This window comes from Oscillibacter sp., from assembly GCF_040505565.1.
Taxonomy (GTDB): Bacteria; Bacillota; Clostridia; order Oscillospirales; family Oscillospiraceae; genus Oscillibacter.
In genome coordinates this window covers 42,212-59,571 of record NZ_JBEUWZ010000024.1, presented here as the reverse complement: position 1 = coordinate 59,571, position 17,360 = coordinate 42,212, and the positions used below count along the sequence as shown (strand labels likewise).

Sequence of the window (17,360 nt, the reverse complement as noted above, 5' to 3'; positions counted from 1 at the left end):
GGATGGCCGTCATCTCAATTTTCGAGATGCCTAACGGCTTAGATGGCTTGCCCTTTGGGGATGAGACTTTACTTTGAATTTTCTACTTGACTTTTGTTAGCAGGTCTTAATTTGAAAATAGATCCAAGATTTAGAACTAACCGAAGAATTGATGGATTTGAGTGAGAATCTCTGCACCGAGGGACGCGATAAGCATGAGGATAAAGCCGCTAAACATCAGCCCCATGTAGGGATACAGCTTTTGGGGGCGATGAAGCAGTTCTCGATCCACTTCTTCATCTTGAGACTTGCGGTACTCTTCAGCCAGGACATCGAAGTACATTCGCTGGTCATCGCCCCGCAGCACAGCCAGTAGCCCACGGGTCAGCTGTCCCAGCTTGGGAGAAGCCACACGGCTTTCCAGTGCTCGAATAGCCTGCTCTGCGTTGCCGGTTATGATGTCGTTGAGCGTCTTATCGATCTCCCCGGCCAGCGTCTGTCCACAAACACGGCGATAGGAGGTAAGGATAGAAACGACATCTCGGGTAGTGCCGAGGCTTTGTCGGATTGTTGCGGCAAACTGAGGTAGCTCCCGCTCAATGGCCGCCCGTTTCCTGGCTAATTCTTTTTCCAGTGTCTTACGCCGCTTGCTGTAATATCCGAAACCCACCAGCACCATGTCGGCCACACCCAGCGGCACGGAGAACAATAAAAATACCACGCACAGTGCACTGGCAAAAATGCTGCCAGCCAACGCCTGCGCGTGGAACAGTTCTGGGCTTTCTGTGTGTCCCAGATTGCGTAGAAGTGCCTCCGTCTGGGATCGTTTAATTGGGTCGAGTTCCAACATGGGTTCTATCTTCTCCGCTAGTTGATTTTGCAGTACCTGAGATTGGGTCAGTGCTTTCGGTGCACGGAAGCGCAGCGCTTTCCGTGCCGGCGCGTAGATACCGGGAAATCGTGCCGTAAACACACAAAACGCACCCGTCGTGATTAGAATGGCTGCCAGCCACTCCATAGGACATTCCTCCTTTTATACGTCATAAGAAATGGGCCGGGACAGCGATATTGCCTTGTTGAGTGAAACAAATACCGTGATCGCAGCAAAGGCAAGAGACATCTGCCCAAATACCGTGTGCATGAGATTCCCATACCAGTCCTGATTTAAGATCCGCAGCAAAGGGCAAAAACCGGTGAGTAGTGACGCCATGCCTATGGCGTATTTCATCGGCAGCATCATGCGGGTTTCGTTGGCATCCTGCTGCGCCTTCAGGATAGCAAACTTATTCACCACCGGCTGCAAGGCCGCCTGCAGCAGATGGTTGTCCTGGCATAAAATCAGGATGTCGCACCACTCATGGAACTGAGGATTATCCAACTGTCCCTTCATGCGCTCAATCGCGGCCGGCGCATTGGCATCCACATAACGCAAACCGTTGCAAAACGCTGTGAACACGGTACGTACCGGCTCGCTGATGGCATTCAAATTTTCTTCGATTGCTGCCAAAATGTCATTGTTGCGGTTGTAGGAGGTTGTAATGAGGGACAGGGATGTTTCTAACTCTTGACTTACAAACCGCTGGTACCGAAATAGCGTGAATTGGGATAACCAGAGAGGAAGAAAGTACAGACCAACAGCCAGCACCACGGCCAACGGTAGATTTCTCAAGAGTAGTCCGGCCACCGCCCCTAAGGCTCCGGTAAACAGAGAGATTCGCAAAGCACGTTGATACCGGTCGGACTGACCAATGGTGTCGTAGACGGTTTTTGCTTCCCGGTAGGATTTTCGCGCAAAGTTCTCATGTGGATGGCCGTCAATACGCTCCACATACTCCCGCGCGGTTTCCTTATGCTTTTTCTTCTTTTGTGACGCTGCTTCAACTTGCGCCGCCAGTTCTTTCGCTTTTCCACGGATACTGAAGTGAGGCAACCGGGCGTTTGTTAGCAGCAAGCCACCCGTTATAATCAGGATCAGAACCAGCGTGTTACGGGCGTCCATGCTCCACCTCCAGAAATTGCTGAAGCTCGCTGCGCCGCGCGCCCTTTTTCAGCATCCGCTTGGCGAGCTCCTGAGAAATCGGCGCCAGCTGAAGAAAGGCTCCCTCTGTCCGAACGCAGGTATCCCCGTCGTAGATGTTGTCCTGGATGTCAAAATTAAACAGGAGGTGAGATTGAATCTCTCCGTGTACGCAGCCCGTCACCTCGCGGATCTCCGTTACGCGGCGCTGCTGGTCTGCGTTCTTCTCCATATGTACCAAAATGGGAAAGGCTCTGGCGCACATGGCAAACAGGGTGGTATCCGTCATATCGTAGGCTTTTTTTGCCAATGTGATGATGCGCTCCGGCGTATCCAGCGTCCCGTTGGAGTGGACTGTGGTCATAGTGGTGTGGCCGGTGTTGGAAACGCCCATTACCTCAAACGCTTCACGACCGCGGATCTCACCCGGCGCGATGATGTCTGGATTGAAACGCAGTGCGTATTTGACCAGTTCCTCCTGACCGAAGTTCTGAGAGGGGTCTTTTTCGTTGGGACGGGTGCGGGTATGGATGACGGAGTTGGTTACCTTTCCGTTCTCATCGCGTTGAACAAAGTCCCACTCCCGGCTGCCCTCCTCAATGGTGTAGATCCGCAACGACTGAGCGGCGTAGTTAAGCAGGCATCCGGCTAGGGAAGTCTTTCCCGCACCGGTCTCTCCGGAGAAAGCAATGGATACGCCGTGGGTCAGGCACAGCTCCAGAAAGGTCATCATCTGCTCGGTCAGGGTCGCGCCAACCAGAAGAAATCTTGAAACCGCCGTCATATCCACTTTTCGGATGGATGCACATACGGATACATCTTCGTCCACCAGCGGTGCGCGCAGTACCGCGATGCGGATACCGCTGCCAATATCCGCAGTCGCGCCGGGAACAGCCACGTCAAAGGGCGTCTCCGTCTTGCGCAGGATGCGCAGCATAATGTCTGCTGCGTGCTGGGGACTGAGAAACTGGTAAACTGTTTTTTGCCGCTTGCCCCGGATGTTAATTTCCACATCGTCCCAGGAGTTGATGTCCAGCTCCTCAAATCCGTCCTGATCGAATAAATTCTCGCGGGAAATGAAGCTCAGACCGGCCATATCATGATAGATGTAATTCGTCAGTTCAGAGGCGGAGTTCGTCAGATCGCATTTGATCTGATGATCTCGGAGATACCGGGAGATGATGCTTTTCAGCTCAGTTTCCGTCAACTCCTCCACTTTTCGTGACAAGCTCCGAGCCACCTCGCTCTGCACTTTGGGTAACACCTGCTTGTAAGGGAGCTTCCCCAGAGGGGAGAAGATGCCGCTGACGATCTCTTCCAGACCATCAAGTGTTTTTACTGCTGTTTCCTGCATGAACTTTTTCCTCCTCTATTTCTATTTGATCTGCCAAGCGGCTGACGGACCGCTCAAACACCACGCCGGGTGTGGTATTAAAACTTGTGAGCAATTCGCCCGCCATCATTTTCTCTGCCACCTGTGTTGCAAAGGGTAGTGTATAATCAAAGCCGCCAAATAGCGCCTGAGCTTCTTTTATAGGCGTGTGGGAAAAGACGGGGTTTGCGATCTTTATAAACCTGTCTGTATGAAAAACGTCGCTGTTGCCCAGCCAGCCTAGCTGCGCCTTGCGGAACTCATAGCCTTTCGTGTCCGGTGTCAGCGTCATCAGCCCTAGCTGTGTATATTCCAGTGCGGCCAGCGTGGTCTGGTCGTACAGAGGATTGGAGTCGCAATCCACAATGACATAGTGGAACGGCGTCTGCCCCAGCAACTGGAACAGGCTGATAGCGGCGCTCCGGGTAGGTGGACCGTAGGTGAACGCCGCCGTCTCTCCCGAAACCAGCCCCATGCAAAAGATGTGGCTGGATTTCGGGTGCCGGATCATACGATCCTTTAACGACGCCTCCGTAAGCTCCGTTGTGGTCAGGATCGGCCCGATGGAGTTGTTTCCCGTCAAGCCAGTGACGGTGGGCAGCAGCACCGGCAGCTCCGGTGTCCACATTTCCGAGGATAAAATGAGCACATCCTTTTTCCTCTGAGCCAGCGCGGAAGCCACCGCTATGGACAACGTGGTCTTCCCAGCTCCGCTGCTACCCCAGGATGCAATTAAAAACATACGTTCCCTCCTTAACCGTTGTTCTGCGCGGCAGCGGGTGTTGATGTCTGCGCGGCGTTATCTGTTTTTGCTGTATCCGCCGAAGCATCCGGCGCGGCGAAGTAGTTGGCCTGCGCCTCCAGAGCGGCTGCCTTCGCGGCGTCATCTCCACGTACGACCAGGGCGGCGTGAAGCGTAGCATTGTGCTCCAGACCGGCAAGGCAAGCCGCTTGTTCCTCGTTTGCCAGCAGCGTCACGGTAGACAGCGTATCGTCTTCCCCGGATTCGCCTTCTGTTGCGTTCTGGTTATCCTGTACGTCCGAGCCATCCACATAGGTGGCAGCCAGAACCTCTACATATTGCAGCTCCGGAGGTGCGACCGCCGTAAAGCTGTTGTTATCCTCCACCGCGAAAAGCTGAATAATATCGCCTTGGCGGAGCTTGCCGGACACGCTCTGCGCGAGATCCGGCAGAGAAATGGAGATAGCCACCATTCCGTCTGGTAGCTTCGCCAGCTGTGGATCAAGGCCAGGATAATCTGTGCTGAGCCGGGGCGTGGTGACGATGTCGCCGGCAACTGCGTCCGTTTTGACATACTGTCCAATTGCGGTCTGCGGGTCATGAACCGCGCCGATGGGCAGATGGTAGAGTGACATATCCGTTGTGGTCAGTAGCTCCTCGGTTACCTTGGTTCCAGCCTTCACGTCCTGGGCAAAGCATACAGTCTGTTTCGTTTCCGTCACAGATGCCTGAAGCATAGGGACACCTACAAATGCGATGGTCAAACCCAAAAGCATACTGACCACGCCCCAGAAGACCTTTGTCCGGAAGATGGGGGGTCGGTCATTGTGAGGACGTTCTTTTTTCTCTCTTTCTTGTCCACTGTTTCCAATCTTCCAGATTTTTTCTGGCTTTTCCTTTTTCTCCTTTGCTTCACCATGAACCAGCTCTTTGGTGGATTTCTTTACAAAAATCAAGTTCAGCAACTCCTTTGAATTATTTCTGCCATCAGTAGGATATAAAAAGCGCCCCAGACGTATGGGGCAAAGGGAAGACTTCTTTCCTTTTTCAGCTTGCCGCTTGCGGTGAGGCTCAACAACGCCAGTATCAGTAGAAACAGCATCTTTTCAAGTCCCAGCAAGGCTCCCAGCGCAGCGCACAGTTTCACGTCGCCGCCCCCGATACCGCCGCCTTTAGCTGCCGTCAGCCAGAGGGGAACACCGATGGCAGCCATGCCGATGGCACACGGCAGCAAAGCGGTCTGGCCTATCGCAAAATTAAGCGCAGCGCAACTGAAGATCAGGAACACCGTCCAGTCCGGGATGATGCGATGCCGGAAGTCCCACAGCGCGGCAAACGAGAGAGGAAAAAAGCTCAAAAAGCCGCAAATCCCCATTATCCAACCTCGCATTCCGGCTCCGGGTGCGGTTCCCCGCAGATCCCCTTCAGCTCCGGCAGCAACAGCTTCGCGTAAGCCTGCATCTCTGGAGGTTCCCATGGATTTGGTTGATACGGTGCGAGGCCGTTTTTCGCTCCGAAGTATTTGCTCAGCCGATCCAGATCCTCCTGCGTAGAAAAACTGGCCAGTGTGATCAGGCTCTGGCACGGGTGGGACAAAAACTCTTTCAGCGCGCTGGCAAAGGCCGGCAATTCCCACGGTTTTGTGCAGCCCACTAATACGCTGAGATCCGCCATGCAAAAATGCGCCGCGTTTTCCGGCGTCAGCATCCCATAATCCAGCACATAGGCGTTGAACTGAGATGTCTTCTCTTTGCAAAAAGGAACGCCGTGGACAACCACGGCGGATTCTGTCTCCGTACAGAATTTTTCTTCAATTGTCTGTAACAGCGGCAGCGTCCGACCGCATTTGTCCCAAACGGCAGGATGCCAGCCAAGGGACTTTAGATAGTGATACAGAGCAATAGACTGCATGGTGACGCCGCACCGGGGCATGGTACCGGCTACCGCTACTTGGATTATTAGCCCATCTGGAATATGCAGCGGAGAAACGGTGCGCGCTGCTGTATGTACCATCTGTTCTTGAATGGCTTGCAGCTTTCGTGGAAGCTGTGGGCTATCTGTGAGACAGCTTCGCAGCTCCGCTTCCACGTCCGCTCCTGGGCGCTGCATGATGAGATGGCTTACATGGTGGACGCTGGCCAGCGTTCCAAAAAGCTCCACCGTCTCGTCTTCCGGTTTTCCCAGAAATACAAGCTGCGCAGAGGAAAAACGCCGCAGCTGCTGAACCGCAGAGAGGATATGAGCGGGTGTCCAGTCCATGTCAGATACATCCAACAGAATGTAGTCCTGCTGGACAATGGGCTTCTCTTTCATGACAAAGGCCGTCAGGGACGGTACTTTCTCAATGGGAATTGCGGTGGCCAACACGTCCAGCTCATTGAACAGAGTATCAAAGCGCTGTAGATCTTCTTCGTGGGCCAGATAGTAAAGTGCTTTCATGAAAACCTCCTATTTTGAAAAGTATTGCATGGGGTCATAGGTCACTCCGTTAATCCGCACTTCAAAATGGCAGTGGTTGCCGGTGGAATTGCCGGTGGAGCCGACTAATCCAATCGTCTCACCCTGAGTTACGGTATCGCCCACTTTGCATAGCCTTTTTGACATATGCGCATAGCGCGTCCGGAGACCATGCCCGTGGTTAATCTCCACGTAGTTGCCATAGGAACTGCTATAGACAGAAATCGTCACCGTTCCGTCTGCCACGGCCACGATGGGCGAACCGCCTTTTGCGCCAATATCCACACCGGAATGGAATTTCAATTCGCCGGTAATGGGGTGGATGCGGTAGCCGTAGGGGGATGTAATCGTCGTATATCCGGGTGTTGGCCAACAGAATCCGGAATCTGAAATAACTAAGTTCTCTGGCGGCACCGTCGCGTCTGTACTGCCTTGCAGGAGCAGGCAAGTCAAGATGGGGATAAAAGAGAGAATTAAAAAAAGACCGGCAAAGCAGCCGGCCAAAATACTGATAAAAAGCGTTCGATGAGATTGTTTTCTGTCCTGAGCGGTGTCCAGTACGGTTGCCGCCAGCCTGACAGCGGCCAGCGCGTTCATCGTCCGCCGCCCTCGCCCATCAGCTCCAGCTTATAAGGCGGAATATCAAAATCCACATGGATATGCTGCCGCCCCAACATCAGTAAGGCTTTACCGCGTTGCTGGGACAGCAGAATGTTCTTTTCTGAGTCGGTCAAATGAAACAAATCAGTCGTTTCCTCCAGATTTTTGCCGTCCGTACCAAAGAAGATTTTGTATGTAGCGCAATCCAGAATTGTCTGCCCATACAGCTTCACTTTTTCGTTTAGCAGATCGACAAGAGAGTGCGTAACCAGCCAGAGAGCCGATTCGTATTTTCTGGAACGCTTTGAAATGTTTCGCAGATACATAGATGTCTGAGGAATTTCTGGATCGAATAAAATGTGGCCCTCGTCTGCAATCAAGACAACCGGCTGTGACCGGTCTTGAGACATGATTTGCCAGCAAAGGGTCAGGTTATTGAAATACTGTGCGCGTTTCACTTCGTTGGAGCTATTCATCAGACGGTTGGTGTCCATGACAATAAAATCATTGGACAGGTCTACGTTGGTAGAACCGTTCCAGAGAAAGCTGTCTGCACCCTCGGCCATGTCGTACAGCAGTGTCGCCAGTTCCTGACTGCGTTGATCTTCCTGTGTCTTTAGATATCGGTAGACATCTTCAGCAAGCGGAAAGTCCTTCGGATGAAGTGTGGAAATATCTGTTTCCCATGTAATTTCTTTCTCCCGATAAACCTCAACCAGCGCCTTTTTCAGAACTGCCCGCTGTATGTCGGTGAGATCGGGCTTGTACAACTTGAAAAACACATCCAGTGTGTGAATATGCAGCGCCATGGCATTGTCATTAGCGTTGTACAGAGGATTTTCTTCATCTTCATCGTCTAGGGGAACAGGGTGGATTTGAAACGGGTTTATTTTAGCCGTACCACCACCTACATCCAGCCATGTACCGTTTAGATTTCGACAAAGGTCGCGGAACTCCCGCTCGGGGTCGATGGCGATGATCTTCACACCGTTCATATACATGGTCATCAGAAGGTGTTTTAGGGCTGTTGATTTTCCCTGCCCAGGAGCGCCGGTAATGACCATGTTGCTATTTGTACGGTCGTGACCTCTCATGAGCAGGTTCAGCGCCATGACACTCCCGTCCATCATCCGGGCAAAGTAGTTGCCATGGTCGTCTCGGTACAGGCTGACAATCATTGGGAACCCACCCATCAAGGACTCCAGCGGGAAGATCCGTTTTAAGACATCCTCCACCAGCGGCTGCGGGGGATGGTATGGGGAGAGATGTTTGTAGCCGTCCTTTTGCAAATTACCAAGAGGCTTCAGACTGATTCGTTTTTTTGCAAACCGATTGCTCACTGATCGGCAGATGTCCTCCAACTTGTCCTCCCGGTCAGAGAATGGCATAGCAAGAATTGCCACATGGCCGATGGGCGCGTTTTTGAAGTCCATTTCTTCAATCAGTTGGTCAGCGTCTACGGCTTGCTTGTTAAAGTGTTTTCTGCGTCGTGGGTTCGTCTCCGATGCCGCATCTCGGTCTGCCGTCTTAATGCTGCGGGCCAGCGCATCGCCCAGCTCTGCCGTGTTGCCAGGATAGTAGGTAATGGAGGTAACGCAGTCGCTGTTATTCATTAAGTCCACGGCCCAGGCGTAGTCCAGCTCAGAGGGGAACCGCATAGCGCCATAAATTCGACCTACCACTGGCCCGATGGTGACTTTGGAGACGCCGAAGCTGATACCGCCCATAGGCGTCAACAGATCCCGGAGAGCGGCGCTATCGCCGCTCTCTGCGCTTCTAGTGGTTAAAAAACGTTTTTTCTGAGGAAGCAGTGGAATGTCCTCGTAAATCTCATCGGAGGAATCCTGATAGGTGGTCAGGTCGGCGAAGACCTTGCATAAATAGGTAATCTCCTGATCGGTCATGAGTTCCACAGATACCTGGTACTCGATGAGTTTCGCGCGTAACTCCTTTAGCCGTTTTTTGAGAATAGTATCCGAACCACGGCTGGCCTTTTCCCAGCACTTGATGGCAATCATCGGCTCCTTGGTCCCCTCGCGAGCCATCTCCTGCAAAGCGGAGATCTCTCCGTTAATCAGGCGCAGCTTGGCGTCCTCATGTGTTTCTCTGCGCTTCTCCGCCATGTATTCGATCATGTTCATGGTATCCACCGTTCGGGGAATGGACAGGATCTGGAACGGTTCGTTGTTCCCAGTGGAGACCGCACTGGTAAGATTTTGTGCTAGTGCAATCCGCTCTTCATTGGAGAGCAGCTGATTGTCACCGGCTCGGACGGACAGGTACCCAAACAGATACCCGTCCCGGCTGTAGAGAATGCCGTCGGCAATATCCTCCACATTGAGAAATTCTTGTGCTGTCAGTAACTTTCTATCGGGTTTTGCTCTCTGATGAAACATACTGTATTCTCTCCTCTCTCTTATACCAAAACGTCTGCTGCTCTTTGTGGTAGCGCTGCCCACGTTTCAGAAACGTGTAAATGGACTGATTGTTGTCCATTTTTATATAGAAATTGACACAGATGAAAATGGTGAGGATTACGGCCAGCGTGGCTGCCATCGGCTTGCCCGGCCACGTACTGAAAAGGCAAAACAGGATACTCCCAGCCAAAACAATGCCGGTGATGATGGTCGTGCGGATGAGCTCCGGCATACCAAATCCGCGAAACAGCTCCCAGCGTAGCGAGATATTTTCGGGAACAGGCAATTTTTTCATAGTTTAATTCCTCCTTCATGTTGGAATAACGGTTCCTCCAAAATAGCCCAGAACAACGTGTAAAATGCTGCCAATGCACTCAGACAGCACAATAAAAATCAAGACGTTGCGAATGCGGTTTTTATAGGATGTAGGATCTTCAGCGGCAGACATGTAAATCAGGCAGGCCACAATCCGCATTCCGCCGCCAATGGGGATAAGTATTTGAAACAGTACAATAACACTAAGAATATCATCCATGCTGGTACCTCACGCAAGCCCTTTCAGTGTCCGGATTACCATGCCGGCAGAGTAGGCCTTCTGGGTAAGACCGCCTCCGGGATTGCTGGCTGCCAGGAACTGCTGCATGATACTTGGTACGCCAAAAGCGGCAATCATAATTCCGATTGCAAACAGGATGTTGATAAACTGAAATGTACACGCAACCCGCAGCGCAAGCGCCATGGCGTTGACCTGAATAATTGCTGTAAACCCTGTTTTGGTAAAAACCTGCATGTAGCCTTTAAACGCACCCATATCACTGTCAAGCAGGCCAAGAGACGCAAACGGGACACCAATGCGCAATACCAAAATTTCAAAGCCCCGTCCAATGAGACGTATCCAGAGGACAAAAACGGCAATTGCAAAGATTAGAAGAAAAATGATCGTTAAGACATCCTCTGTGACTGCACCCAAAATTACTTTTTGCAGTAGCTGCGTTGTGCTTCCATCGAAGCCCAGCGAAACGCCCAGCCGTCCCATGATCCCTTCCGCTATGTAGATGAAAACGTTTGTCGCCTTTTCGTACAGGTATGGAAAGCACACGGTAACAGCTCCGGATTCTATCGCGCCCACCAGCATATCCCGTGGACTGGCGTCTGCATCTCCGTCCCGCCAGAGAATGTAGATCTGAAATCCCTTGAACATAAACTTCAACACGATCAGGCTGACAATCAGCAAATAGATGAAGATGTAGACGCTGCGAATACTCTCTTTGGTAAGTACGGTCGTCGCGGCTGAAGCAATCAGATCTTCAAAATGAAATACACCGGTGAGAAGTCCAACCATCAGTTCGTCAAACTTTTCAAAAGCAGATGTTACCAGATTGCCGAACCAGCCGTTGATAGTTTTACTGAAAATATCAAGTAGGCTCTCACCGCCTAGCAGTGAGGAAAGCACGTCCATGCTCACAACCCCCTTTCTGGTTTAAATTCATTTTAAAAGTAGGAGGTTAATGTGGTTATGATGGCGGACACCAGAGTTCCACCAACGCCACAGCCTAGGGCGACCTTAATACGCTTTTCCCAGAGCTTGCCGTCCTGCTCATCGGCCATAGAACGGCGAATGAAAAAATAGGCAGCTGACAAGGCAGCCGCTATGGGACAGAGAATTATGAGTAAGGAAAACGTATCGTTTAGCAAATTTTTGAGACCGACCCCAACTGTGCTGTCTGCCAGACCTCCGGCAGACGCCGGCACGATGAAAAGCGCAAGCATTACAAGAGCGAGAAAAACACGTTTCGCTGTGTTCCATTTCTTTTTTTGATTCTTCATCATTTTACCCTCGATTCATATTTGCTGCGTCTATAGCTTTGATTTCTGCGATGTATTGGTTCCAGATCCCCCAATAGGCAACGGTTCCGTCATGTTCTGTCCGATCTCTGTCGCGGAGCATGGTCAAATCTCTGTTGTAATCCTCTCCGCCCATACCAAACGCAGCGTTCCATATGGTTTGCGACAAATCCGGAGCATACATGATTGCCGGGCCGTTTGGCGTCAGCACTAGCTGATAGGGCCGCTTTATGTGCTTGTGCATTTCATCGGGTTTCATTAGCTCCCTGCCAGTATAGTTGTAGCTAGCGGAGCTTTGCCCATTGCTGGAGCCGGAAATGCTGGGACTTTTCACAGTATAACTATCAAGAATATCGGAGATTTCTTTGCGGGTATCTCTACTATTGGAGCGGAGATAGACCCACGTCTCCGCATTGGAGCGGATGGTCTTGCCCACCTTGTCACCGTACTTTTCGTCCAGCTGCTCCAGGTTCTGCAAGAACAAATGCCAGCGGATGCCGCGTCCTCCAGATACCGTCATCAGCGTATCAAAATCCGGAATTTTGACGAAGTTACCGAACTCATCGCAGAAGAAGTGGACGCGCCGGGGAAGCCGCCCGCCGTGCCGGGTGCTGTACTCTGCCAACAGCTGATACTGCTGGTAAATAAACAAAGCCGCCAGATCGTGATAGGTTTTTTTCCAATCCGGCAGAATCAGGAAGATGGCCCGTTTCCGCACACCCGTCAGCTCTGGGTCAAAATCCGTGGAGGCCGTCATGGAGTGAATAAGCGGATCGGTGAAGACATCCAGCGTAGTGAGGGCGGCTGTGTAGAAGCTGCCCCGCATTTTGGAAGGTGCGATCTGAGAGATACCCATGGACAACTTGGCCGGGTGGTCGTCCGGCAGCATTTCAAGATACAGGTTTAATGGCAGCATTCCGAATGCTCCGATGGGTTTGCACATATTCGTAATAAACTGCTGTACGTTGGCTAGATTCTGATACTGTGGATTCTGCACATTGTCGTAGGTGCAGATCAGGCTGGCCATGGTCAGTATTGCACGTTCGCCATCCACCCAGATCCGTTCGTTGGTTTGGTTTGCCGGCACCAACATGGTGGCCATGTCTCTCGCCCTGGTTGCGGCCTTGGCCTGCTCCCCCTGGTTCAGCGCATCGATGACGGGCTGAAGGAAATTATAGCGATTGGAATACTGCGGATTGAGAAAATCAATGGCAATGACCTCGTAGCCGAGGCTCTCCAAAAAATACCGGGCAGCTGTGTAGAGCTCTCCTTTCATGTCCACTAGCACCATGCTCTCGCCGGCCAGCGCAGTTAGGCCAATAGAGGGTAGTACCAAATGCCGCGTTTTACCAGAACGGGTGGCTCCGATAATCAGGCTGTGGGTATCCTCTGGCGTGTAGTAGATGCAGCGTCTGTCTTTGGTCTGCCCGACAACCAGACCGCCTCGTTTGAGATCAGCCAGCTTTGTCGTCTGCTGCATGGATATCCCTCCTTTCTTTTTGGTATCGTTCCGTCAGTTCCGGCGGCAGTGGGAGCGTTTCTTCCACTTCCGCAGATGCAAAGGCGTCTGCGAACTTTTTTTGCGGCATGAACCACGCCGTGCCGTGCTGTCCCTGACCTGCAGGGCGGGGAATGCTGAAGCCAGGAACCACCTCATACATATCCGATTTGTAGTTGAGATAACTGTTGCCGAACAGCATCCAAAGCACAAGCAGGACACTGCCGACTGCCAGCAGAAGAAACAGCTTAACGCTACGCGGATCTGCAGCAAGCACTGCCAGCATTTTGAATGTACGCAGCGAACATCTTTTCATTTGCCTGGCTAGGAGCAGCCCGAAATTGCTGGAAATCGCCAAAGAAAGCCAGAGGAAAAGCAGCAGTGCAAGGCCGCCGGCTATGAGCCTTTTTTTCATTATTGAATCACCCCTTTCATGAGAAAAGCGCCCATCTCGTGTGAGATGGGCGCTCTCTGTTGATTTGCTCAAAAATGTGGTATACGATATAATGCAAGAAATAGATTATACACGTTAACGGAGGAAACCATCATGCTTTACAATGGGATAATGTTAGCAGCCACTGTTATTTCTGCAATTGTAGGTATAGTAGCTTTGTGCAAAAAAAATGACAATCAAACATACGTGCATGAGTCTGCAGACATTATTAACAATGTCTCGCAGAACAACTACACCTATAATCAATACGTCCAGAATAACAATTTCGCTCCTTCCCAAAGCAACTCCACGAGTACGTCTGATGGATTTTGGGTACTTTTTTTAGGAGTAATTGTTTTTATAATAATTGGATCAAAACTCGAACCGTTTCTGCCATTTGTTTTGGTGCTTGTGGCTGTCTGCTCTGTGATAAATATTATTCTGCTATGCATTGGTATGAGAAGCATCATACCAGCCAAACGGCCTTGGCATAGCGTACTGTATTTGTGCATACCAGCATTCTACGTGGCTGTCTATAGTTTGGCAATGAGCTGGTATGAAACTAGTCTAACAGCGCTTCTCGCTTCTGAGGAGTCTGTATTGTCTGTTGCGGCATTTTGTCAAGCATCAACAATTATTGCGCTATGTGTAGCAGGTCTAGCAATCGTATGCATTGATATGGTATTTTTTCTGAATGCACTTATAAACTGGCGGAAATGGCATATGCCGAAGGTTTTTAAAACGCTTTTGAATATTTGGTGGCTCCCACTGCTTATTATCTTACTTGCGCTCTTTTCCATGTTTATACCGTTAATCGTTGATTATCTAAATTCAACAAGTGTGAAATGAGCAAGTATACAAGCCGAAGCGAGTAGCTGAGTGCCAATAGAAATGTACGCAAATGAACCGCTTTTGTAGTCTGGATTAAAAATACGGTTTCCCAGCGGAATGAGAAGAATTACTATTGCACTACCAATTAAGTTCACCAAAAGTTGATTAATTTCATATGAAGGCCAATTTCTAATCCAAAAGACGTACATAGCAGCCGTTTCTACAGCAATAAGAAAAGCACCGAGAAGCAGACTTACTGCCCGTTGTTTCCAGCTCACGTATCCTGCTAACTTTCTAAACAGATAACAAAAAGCGAGAACTGTTATTCCAACAATTAATAGCGCCAGTGCGCCGCGAAGTTCATGTTTCATATAGCCTCTCCTAAATAACATGGCCTATCCCAATTGGGACAGGCCATGCGTTCTGTCATTTCCTTTGTATCAGGAAGAAACTTCTTCACTTTCATCCGGGCCGACAGCAACAGAAAGTGCGCCGTCGTCGCGTTTAGAATCTCCGAAATACACGTTGTCGGCCACAACCTCGGCGGATCGGTGCTTGACGCCGTCTTTGTCCGTCCAGTCACGAAGCTGCAAGCGGCCTTCCACTACAGCCATGCGGCCTTTCTTAAAGTATTTACTGACGAATTCCGCTGTGGCCCGCCACGCGACGATGTCAATAAAATCCGTTTCTTTCTCGCCCTCCTGAGACTTAAAGTCCCGGTCAACAGCAAGAGAGAAGGATGTCACGGCGGTACCGCTGCCGGTACGGCGCAGCTCCGGGTCACGGGTTAAGCGGCCCATTAGTACAATGCGATTCAGCATGCTTCTTGTCCTCCTTTTACGGAATCAATTGCTATAACATCCGTGCAATCCGGATTTGCCAGCCGATACAGATGGAGTTGCTCTTCTAAATCTGCTGCCTGTTTCCGAGCGTCATCCATAGCGTTGATTTTAGGAATCAATACGCCGGCAATTATTGTTCCCGCTACCGCTCCTACCACCGACCCAAGGACAATTCTTAATCCACTATCGGAGGATGCCAGTACACTTGCATTTTCCATCCGCATTACGAAGCAAATTGCAACAATCAGAAACAAAATACAGGAGGAAATGACTAGGCTGACGAACTGTTTAGGATTCAACTTTCCATACACTTTGCTCTTTTTTTGAGCAAGTCCATACGACGTCTCTGTTGCCTTCAGCCAATCCCCCGCTTTTTGCAGCATAGGTTGCTCATGCATATTCAGCAGGTTGACGGCCTGCGCCAACGGGATTGACTCGTGCTCCGTTTCCAGTTGCGCGCGTACCTCCCCACAAGTGCTGTAGGGTGCAACCTCCAACGCCCGGATGCGCAGCCGGGTATAAGGCTCCACAATTCTGCCGTTTTCGCAGCTCTGCGGACGAGAATCGTCGATGATGACAATATCCCCTACCTGAATGTCGCAGGAATTGTAGTAGTCCACCGCGTTTTTTACACTCAACAAAATCACCCCTTTTAATCAGTTACATGAATGTACCAATCGTCCAGCGCATCCCCAAAGATATTCAGAGTGTCACTGACGGTAGCATAGAGCTGTCCACCGGGAGTCCATGCATCGAATACGCACACCGGCACCGTGTAATCTCCATCTGGGTACCAGAGTGGAATATAGTGGATACGGTTGGAGTAGTAGGAAAATGGGTTCTGTTTGAACATCCAGTTCCGCGCGTCCACCTTCTCCAGCAGCCGGTCATACTTCTGGTAGCCAAATTCGGGGAAAGTAGCCACGGCGTTTTGGATCGGCGTAATATCGTAATCCGCAACACCGCTCCCATATTGCACCAGCGGCTCTACACTGACCTCCACACCGTAACCGGACTTCATGGTGGTTTGACCATTTCCAATTTGGTAAGATGTCTTGCACCGCTCATCCGGCTTCATTGTATAGTCTTGTACTACCAACGACGCTTCATAGGTCACGTAATAGAAGTACCAGTAGCCGTAAGTGGCAGTAACCTGAATCCAGCGGGCGTACCACTCACCCCACGTGGTTGAGGTGTTGTTTCCGTAGTCCGGTACCGGGGAAGGTGTGAAACCGTCGCTACGGTCATAGTAGGTGGGATCTGGCGGCGTTTTTTCTTCCAACTTCACCACGTTGATGTTTAGCGTCACGGGATTGCCCGCACCGGTGGCCGTAGCGGTTAGCTGCTGTGGTTCGCTGGGCGTATGCCAGCGTATCCAGATGAGTTGCGTTCCGCCCGCTGGGCAAATAAAAGATTTACGGTATGTTTGGCCACCGATGTCCAGCGTCACATAGGCATGATTGGACGGGTTGATTTCCGCCGAAGAAGAGACCGGGAAGCTTACAATTACATCCGTGTCCGTGCGGAACTCATAATCGTAGGTTGCTGGCGTTACAGGTGGTACTGCTTTGAAGGACACAATGCCCATGCCCAGGTAATGAATGATGTCGGCATCGGTTTGCTTTCCGGATTTTGCGCCTGTCCATTTCTCCAGGCTCAGCTCCGTGTCGGTCTTCTCCAGGAACATGGACAGCGGAAGGTTCTGGTGTGTCAGTGACTTCATCCACGCCCGGAGTTGACCGCTGATCAGCACGTCATACTCGGCGGCCTCCGTGGCCGTCATGGCCCATTTCACACCTTTAAACGTGAAGTAGGCGATGGGTTCCAAAAGTAACTTGTAATGCCCACCAGTCAGTTCGTCGTAGGGGACGCCGATACCGCCCGATATGGATCTGATGCAATTCTCCTCCGTAAAGTATCGCTTTATGGCGTCAATGTTATTACCGCCTGCACCGCCTACGATGGTGGGCATCTTTCTGGGAACGACGGTGCTGGTATATTGCGTGGTCGTGTAGGTTAGGCTCGCACCATGGAGATAGTCTAACTTACTTTTTTTGATAAAGGCCGACTTTACACTTGATTCCGGCTTATTACTCCAGTCCATCTGGTAAATCTTTTGGCCGTCCTTTAGAACAGTGATTCGGCAGCCGTCTTCGTTGTTCCAATAATTCTGGTTGGTTCCATTGCCCATACCCCCACCGCCGTCCCCGCTGCCGCCGCCACCGTCAATATTTCCATCACCCACACCCGCCAATACCGGTACGAGCAGCAGGGATAGTGCCATTACCGTCGTCAGTAGGCCTGCCAGAATGCGTTTTTTCTGCAAA

19 protein-coding genes and 1 pseudogene are annotated in these 17,360 nt (G+C 51.0%); 1 reads left to right on the top strand and 19 read right to left on the bottom strand.

Annotation, left to right across the window (positions count from 1 at the left end):
• Positions 1–136 precede the first annotated feature (136 nt).
• From ABWQ15_RS12295 to ABWQ15_RS12225, 15 genes are read right to left on the bottom strand one after another with little or no spacing between them, the layout of a single operon-like run.
• Positions 137–997, bottom strand: coding sequence for a hypothetical protein (locus tag ABWQ15_RS12295; protein ID WP_353909071.1), 861 nt, complete (start codon positions 995–997; stop codon positions 137–139).
• Between the two features lie 15 nt (positions 998–1,012).
• Positions 1,013–1,978 (bottom strand): type II secretion system F family protein, encoded by a 966-nt coding sequence (locus ABWQ15_RS12290; RefSeq protein WP_353909070.1) that lies wholly within the window; start codon positions 1,976–1,978, stop codon positions 1,013–1,015.
• A complete protein-coding gene (locus ABWQ15_RS12285) occupies positions 1,965–3,350 on the bottom strand; it encodes an ATPase, T2SS/T4P/T4SS family (protein WP_353909069.1) in 1,386 nt (461 codons plus the stop codon). Before ABWQ15_RS12285 ends, ABWQ15_RS12290 begins: the two co-directional genes overlap by 14 nt.
• Positions 3,322–4,110 (bottom strand): hypothetical protein, encoded by a 789-nt coding sequence (locus ABWQ15_RS12280; protein ID WP_353909068.1) that lies wholly within the window; start codon positions 4,108–4,110, stop codon positions 3,322–3,324. Before ABWQ15_RS12280 ends, ABWQ15_RS12285 begins: the two co-directional genes overlap by 29 nt.
• 11 nt (positions 4,111–4,121) lie before the next feature.
• Positions 4,122–5,066, bottom strand: coding sequence for a Flp pilus assembly protein CpaB (gene cpaB, locus ABWQ15_RS12275; protein ID WP_353909067.1), 945 nt, complete (start codon positions 5,064–5,066; stop codon positions 4,122–4,124).
• A gap of 2 nt (positions 5,067–5,068) precedes the next feature.
• Entirely contained in the window at positions 5,069–5,467 is a 399-nt protein-coding gene (locus ABWQ15_RS12270; protein WP_353909066.1) for a prepilin peptidase, read from the bottom strand.
• A 17-nt stretch (positions 5,468–5,484) separates the two neighbouring features.
• Positions 5,485–6,549 (bottom strand): hypothetical protein, encoded by a 1,065-nt coding sequence (locus ABWQ15_RS12265; RefSeq protein WP_353909065.1) that lies wholly within the window; start codon positions 6,547–6,549, stop codon positions 5,485–5,487.
• 9 nt (positions 6,550–6,558) lie between these two features.
• On the bottom strand, positions 6,559–7,164 hold the full coding sequence (locus ABWQ15_RS12260; RefSeq protein WP_353909064.1) for a M23 family metallopeptidase: 606 nt from the start codon (positions 7,162–7,164) through the stop codon (positions 6,559–6,561).
• Entirely contained in the window at positions 7,161–9,563 is a 2,403-nt protein-coding gene (locus ABWQ15_RS12255) for a VirB4 family type IV secretion system protein (protein WP_353909063.1), read from the bottom strand. Before ABWQ15_RS12255 ends, ABWQ15_RS12260 begins: the two co-directional genes overlap by 4 nt.
• Positions 9,535–9,879 (bottom strand): hypothetical protein, encoded by a 345-nt coding sequence (locus ABWQ15_RS12250; protein ID WP_353909062.1) that lies wholly within the window; start codon positions 9,877–9,879, stop codon positions 9,535–9,537. Before ABWQ15_RS12250 ends, ABWQ15_RS12255 begins: the two co-directional genes overlap by 29 nt.
• Before the next feature lie 15 nt (positions 9,880–9,894).
• On the bottom strand, positions 9,895–10,119 hold the full coding sequence (locus ABWQ15_RS12245) for a mercury transporter (RefSeq protein WP_353909061.1): 225 nt from the start codon (positions 10,117–10,119) through the stop codon (positions 9,895–9,897).
• Between the two features lie 9 nt (positions 10,120–10,128).
• Entirely contained in the window at positions 10,129–11,043 is a 915-nt protein-coding gene (locus ABWQ15_RS12240; protein ID WP_353909060.1) for a conjugal transfer protein TrbL family protein, read from the bottom strand.
• Positions 11,044–11,075: 32 nt separating this feature from the next.
• The gene (locus ABWQ15_RS12235) at positions 11,076–11,414 is read right to left on the bottom strand and encodes a hypothetical protein (RefSeq protein WP_353909059.1); all 339 of its coding nucleotides are present in this window, start codon (positions 11,412–11,414) and stop codon (positions 11,076–11,078) included.
• Position 11,415: 1 nt separating this feature from the next.
• On the bottom strand, positions 11,416–12,909 hold the full coding sequence (locus ABWQ15_RS12230) for a VirD4-like conjugal transfer protein, CD1115 family (RefSeq protein WP_353909058.1): 1,494 nt from the start codon (positions 12,907–12,909) through the stop codon (positions 11,416–11,418).
• Positions 12,884–13,342: a hypothetical protein gene (locus ABWQ15_RS12225; protein WP_353909057.1), complete on the bottom strand. Its 459-nt coding sequence runs from the start codon at positions 13,340–13,342 to the stop codon at positions 12,884–12,886. The genes ABWQ15_RS12230 and ABWQ15_RS12225 overlap by 26 nt, the downstream gene beginning before the upstream one ends.
• A gap of 132 nt (positions 13,343–13,474) precedes the next feature.
• On the opposite strand from ABWQ15_RS12225, the gene ABWQ15_RS12220 reads away from it, so the two are divergent.
• Positions 13,475–14,209 carry a hypothetical protein gene (locus ABWQ15_RS12220; RefSeq protein ID WP_353909056.1) on the top strand — a complete coding sequence of 245 codons (735 nt, stop codon included), beginning with the start codon at positions 13,475–13,477 and terminating at the stop codon, positions 14,207–14,209.
• On the opposite strand, the gene ABWQ15_RS12215 is transcribed toward ABWQ15_RS12220, so the two are convergent.
• The 4 genes and pseudogenes from ABWQ15_RS12215 to ABWQ15_RS12200 form a co-directional block, all read right to left on the bottom strand.
• Complete coding sequence (locus ABWQ15_RS12215) at positions 14,182–14,562, bottom strand: hypothetical protein (RefSeq protein WP_353909055.1); 381 nt, start codon at positions 14,560–14,562, stop codon at positions 14,182–14,184. The two genes, ABWQ15_RS12220 and ABWQ15_RS12215, sit on opposite strands and share 28 nt — an antisense overlap.
• Positions 14,563–14,688: 126 nt before the next feature.
• A pseudogene (locus tag ABWQ15_RS12210) lies at positions 14,689–15,012 on the bottom strand (single-stranded DNA-binding protein); the annotation flags it as partial.
• A complete protein-coding gene (locus ABWQ15_RS12205; RefSeq protein ID WP_353909054.1) occupies positions 15,006–15,671 on the bottom strand; it encodes a hypothetical protein in 666 nt (221 codons plus the stop codon). The gene ABWQ15_RS12205 and the pseudogene ABWQ15_RS12210, both read right to left, overlap by 7 nt.
• Before the next feature lie 14 nt (positions 15,672–15,685).
• Complete coding sequence (locus tag ABWQ15_RS12200) at positions 15,686–17,359, bottom strand: DUF8193 domain-containing protein (protein ID WP_353909053.1); 1,674 nt, start codon at positions 17,357–17,359, stop codon at positions 15,686–15,688.
• Between the last annotated feature and the right edge of the window lies 1 nt (position 17,360).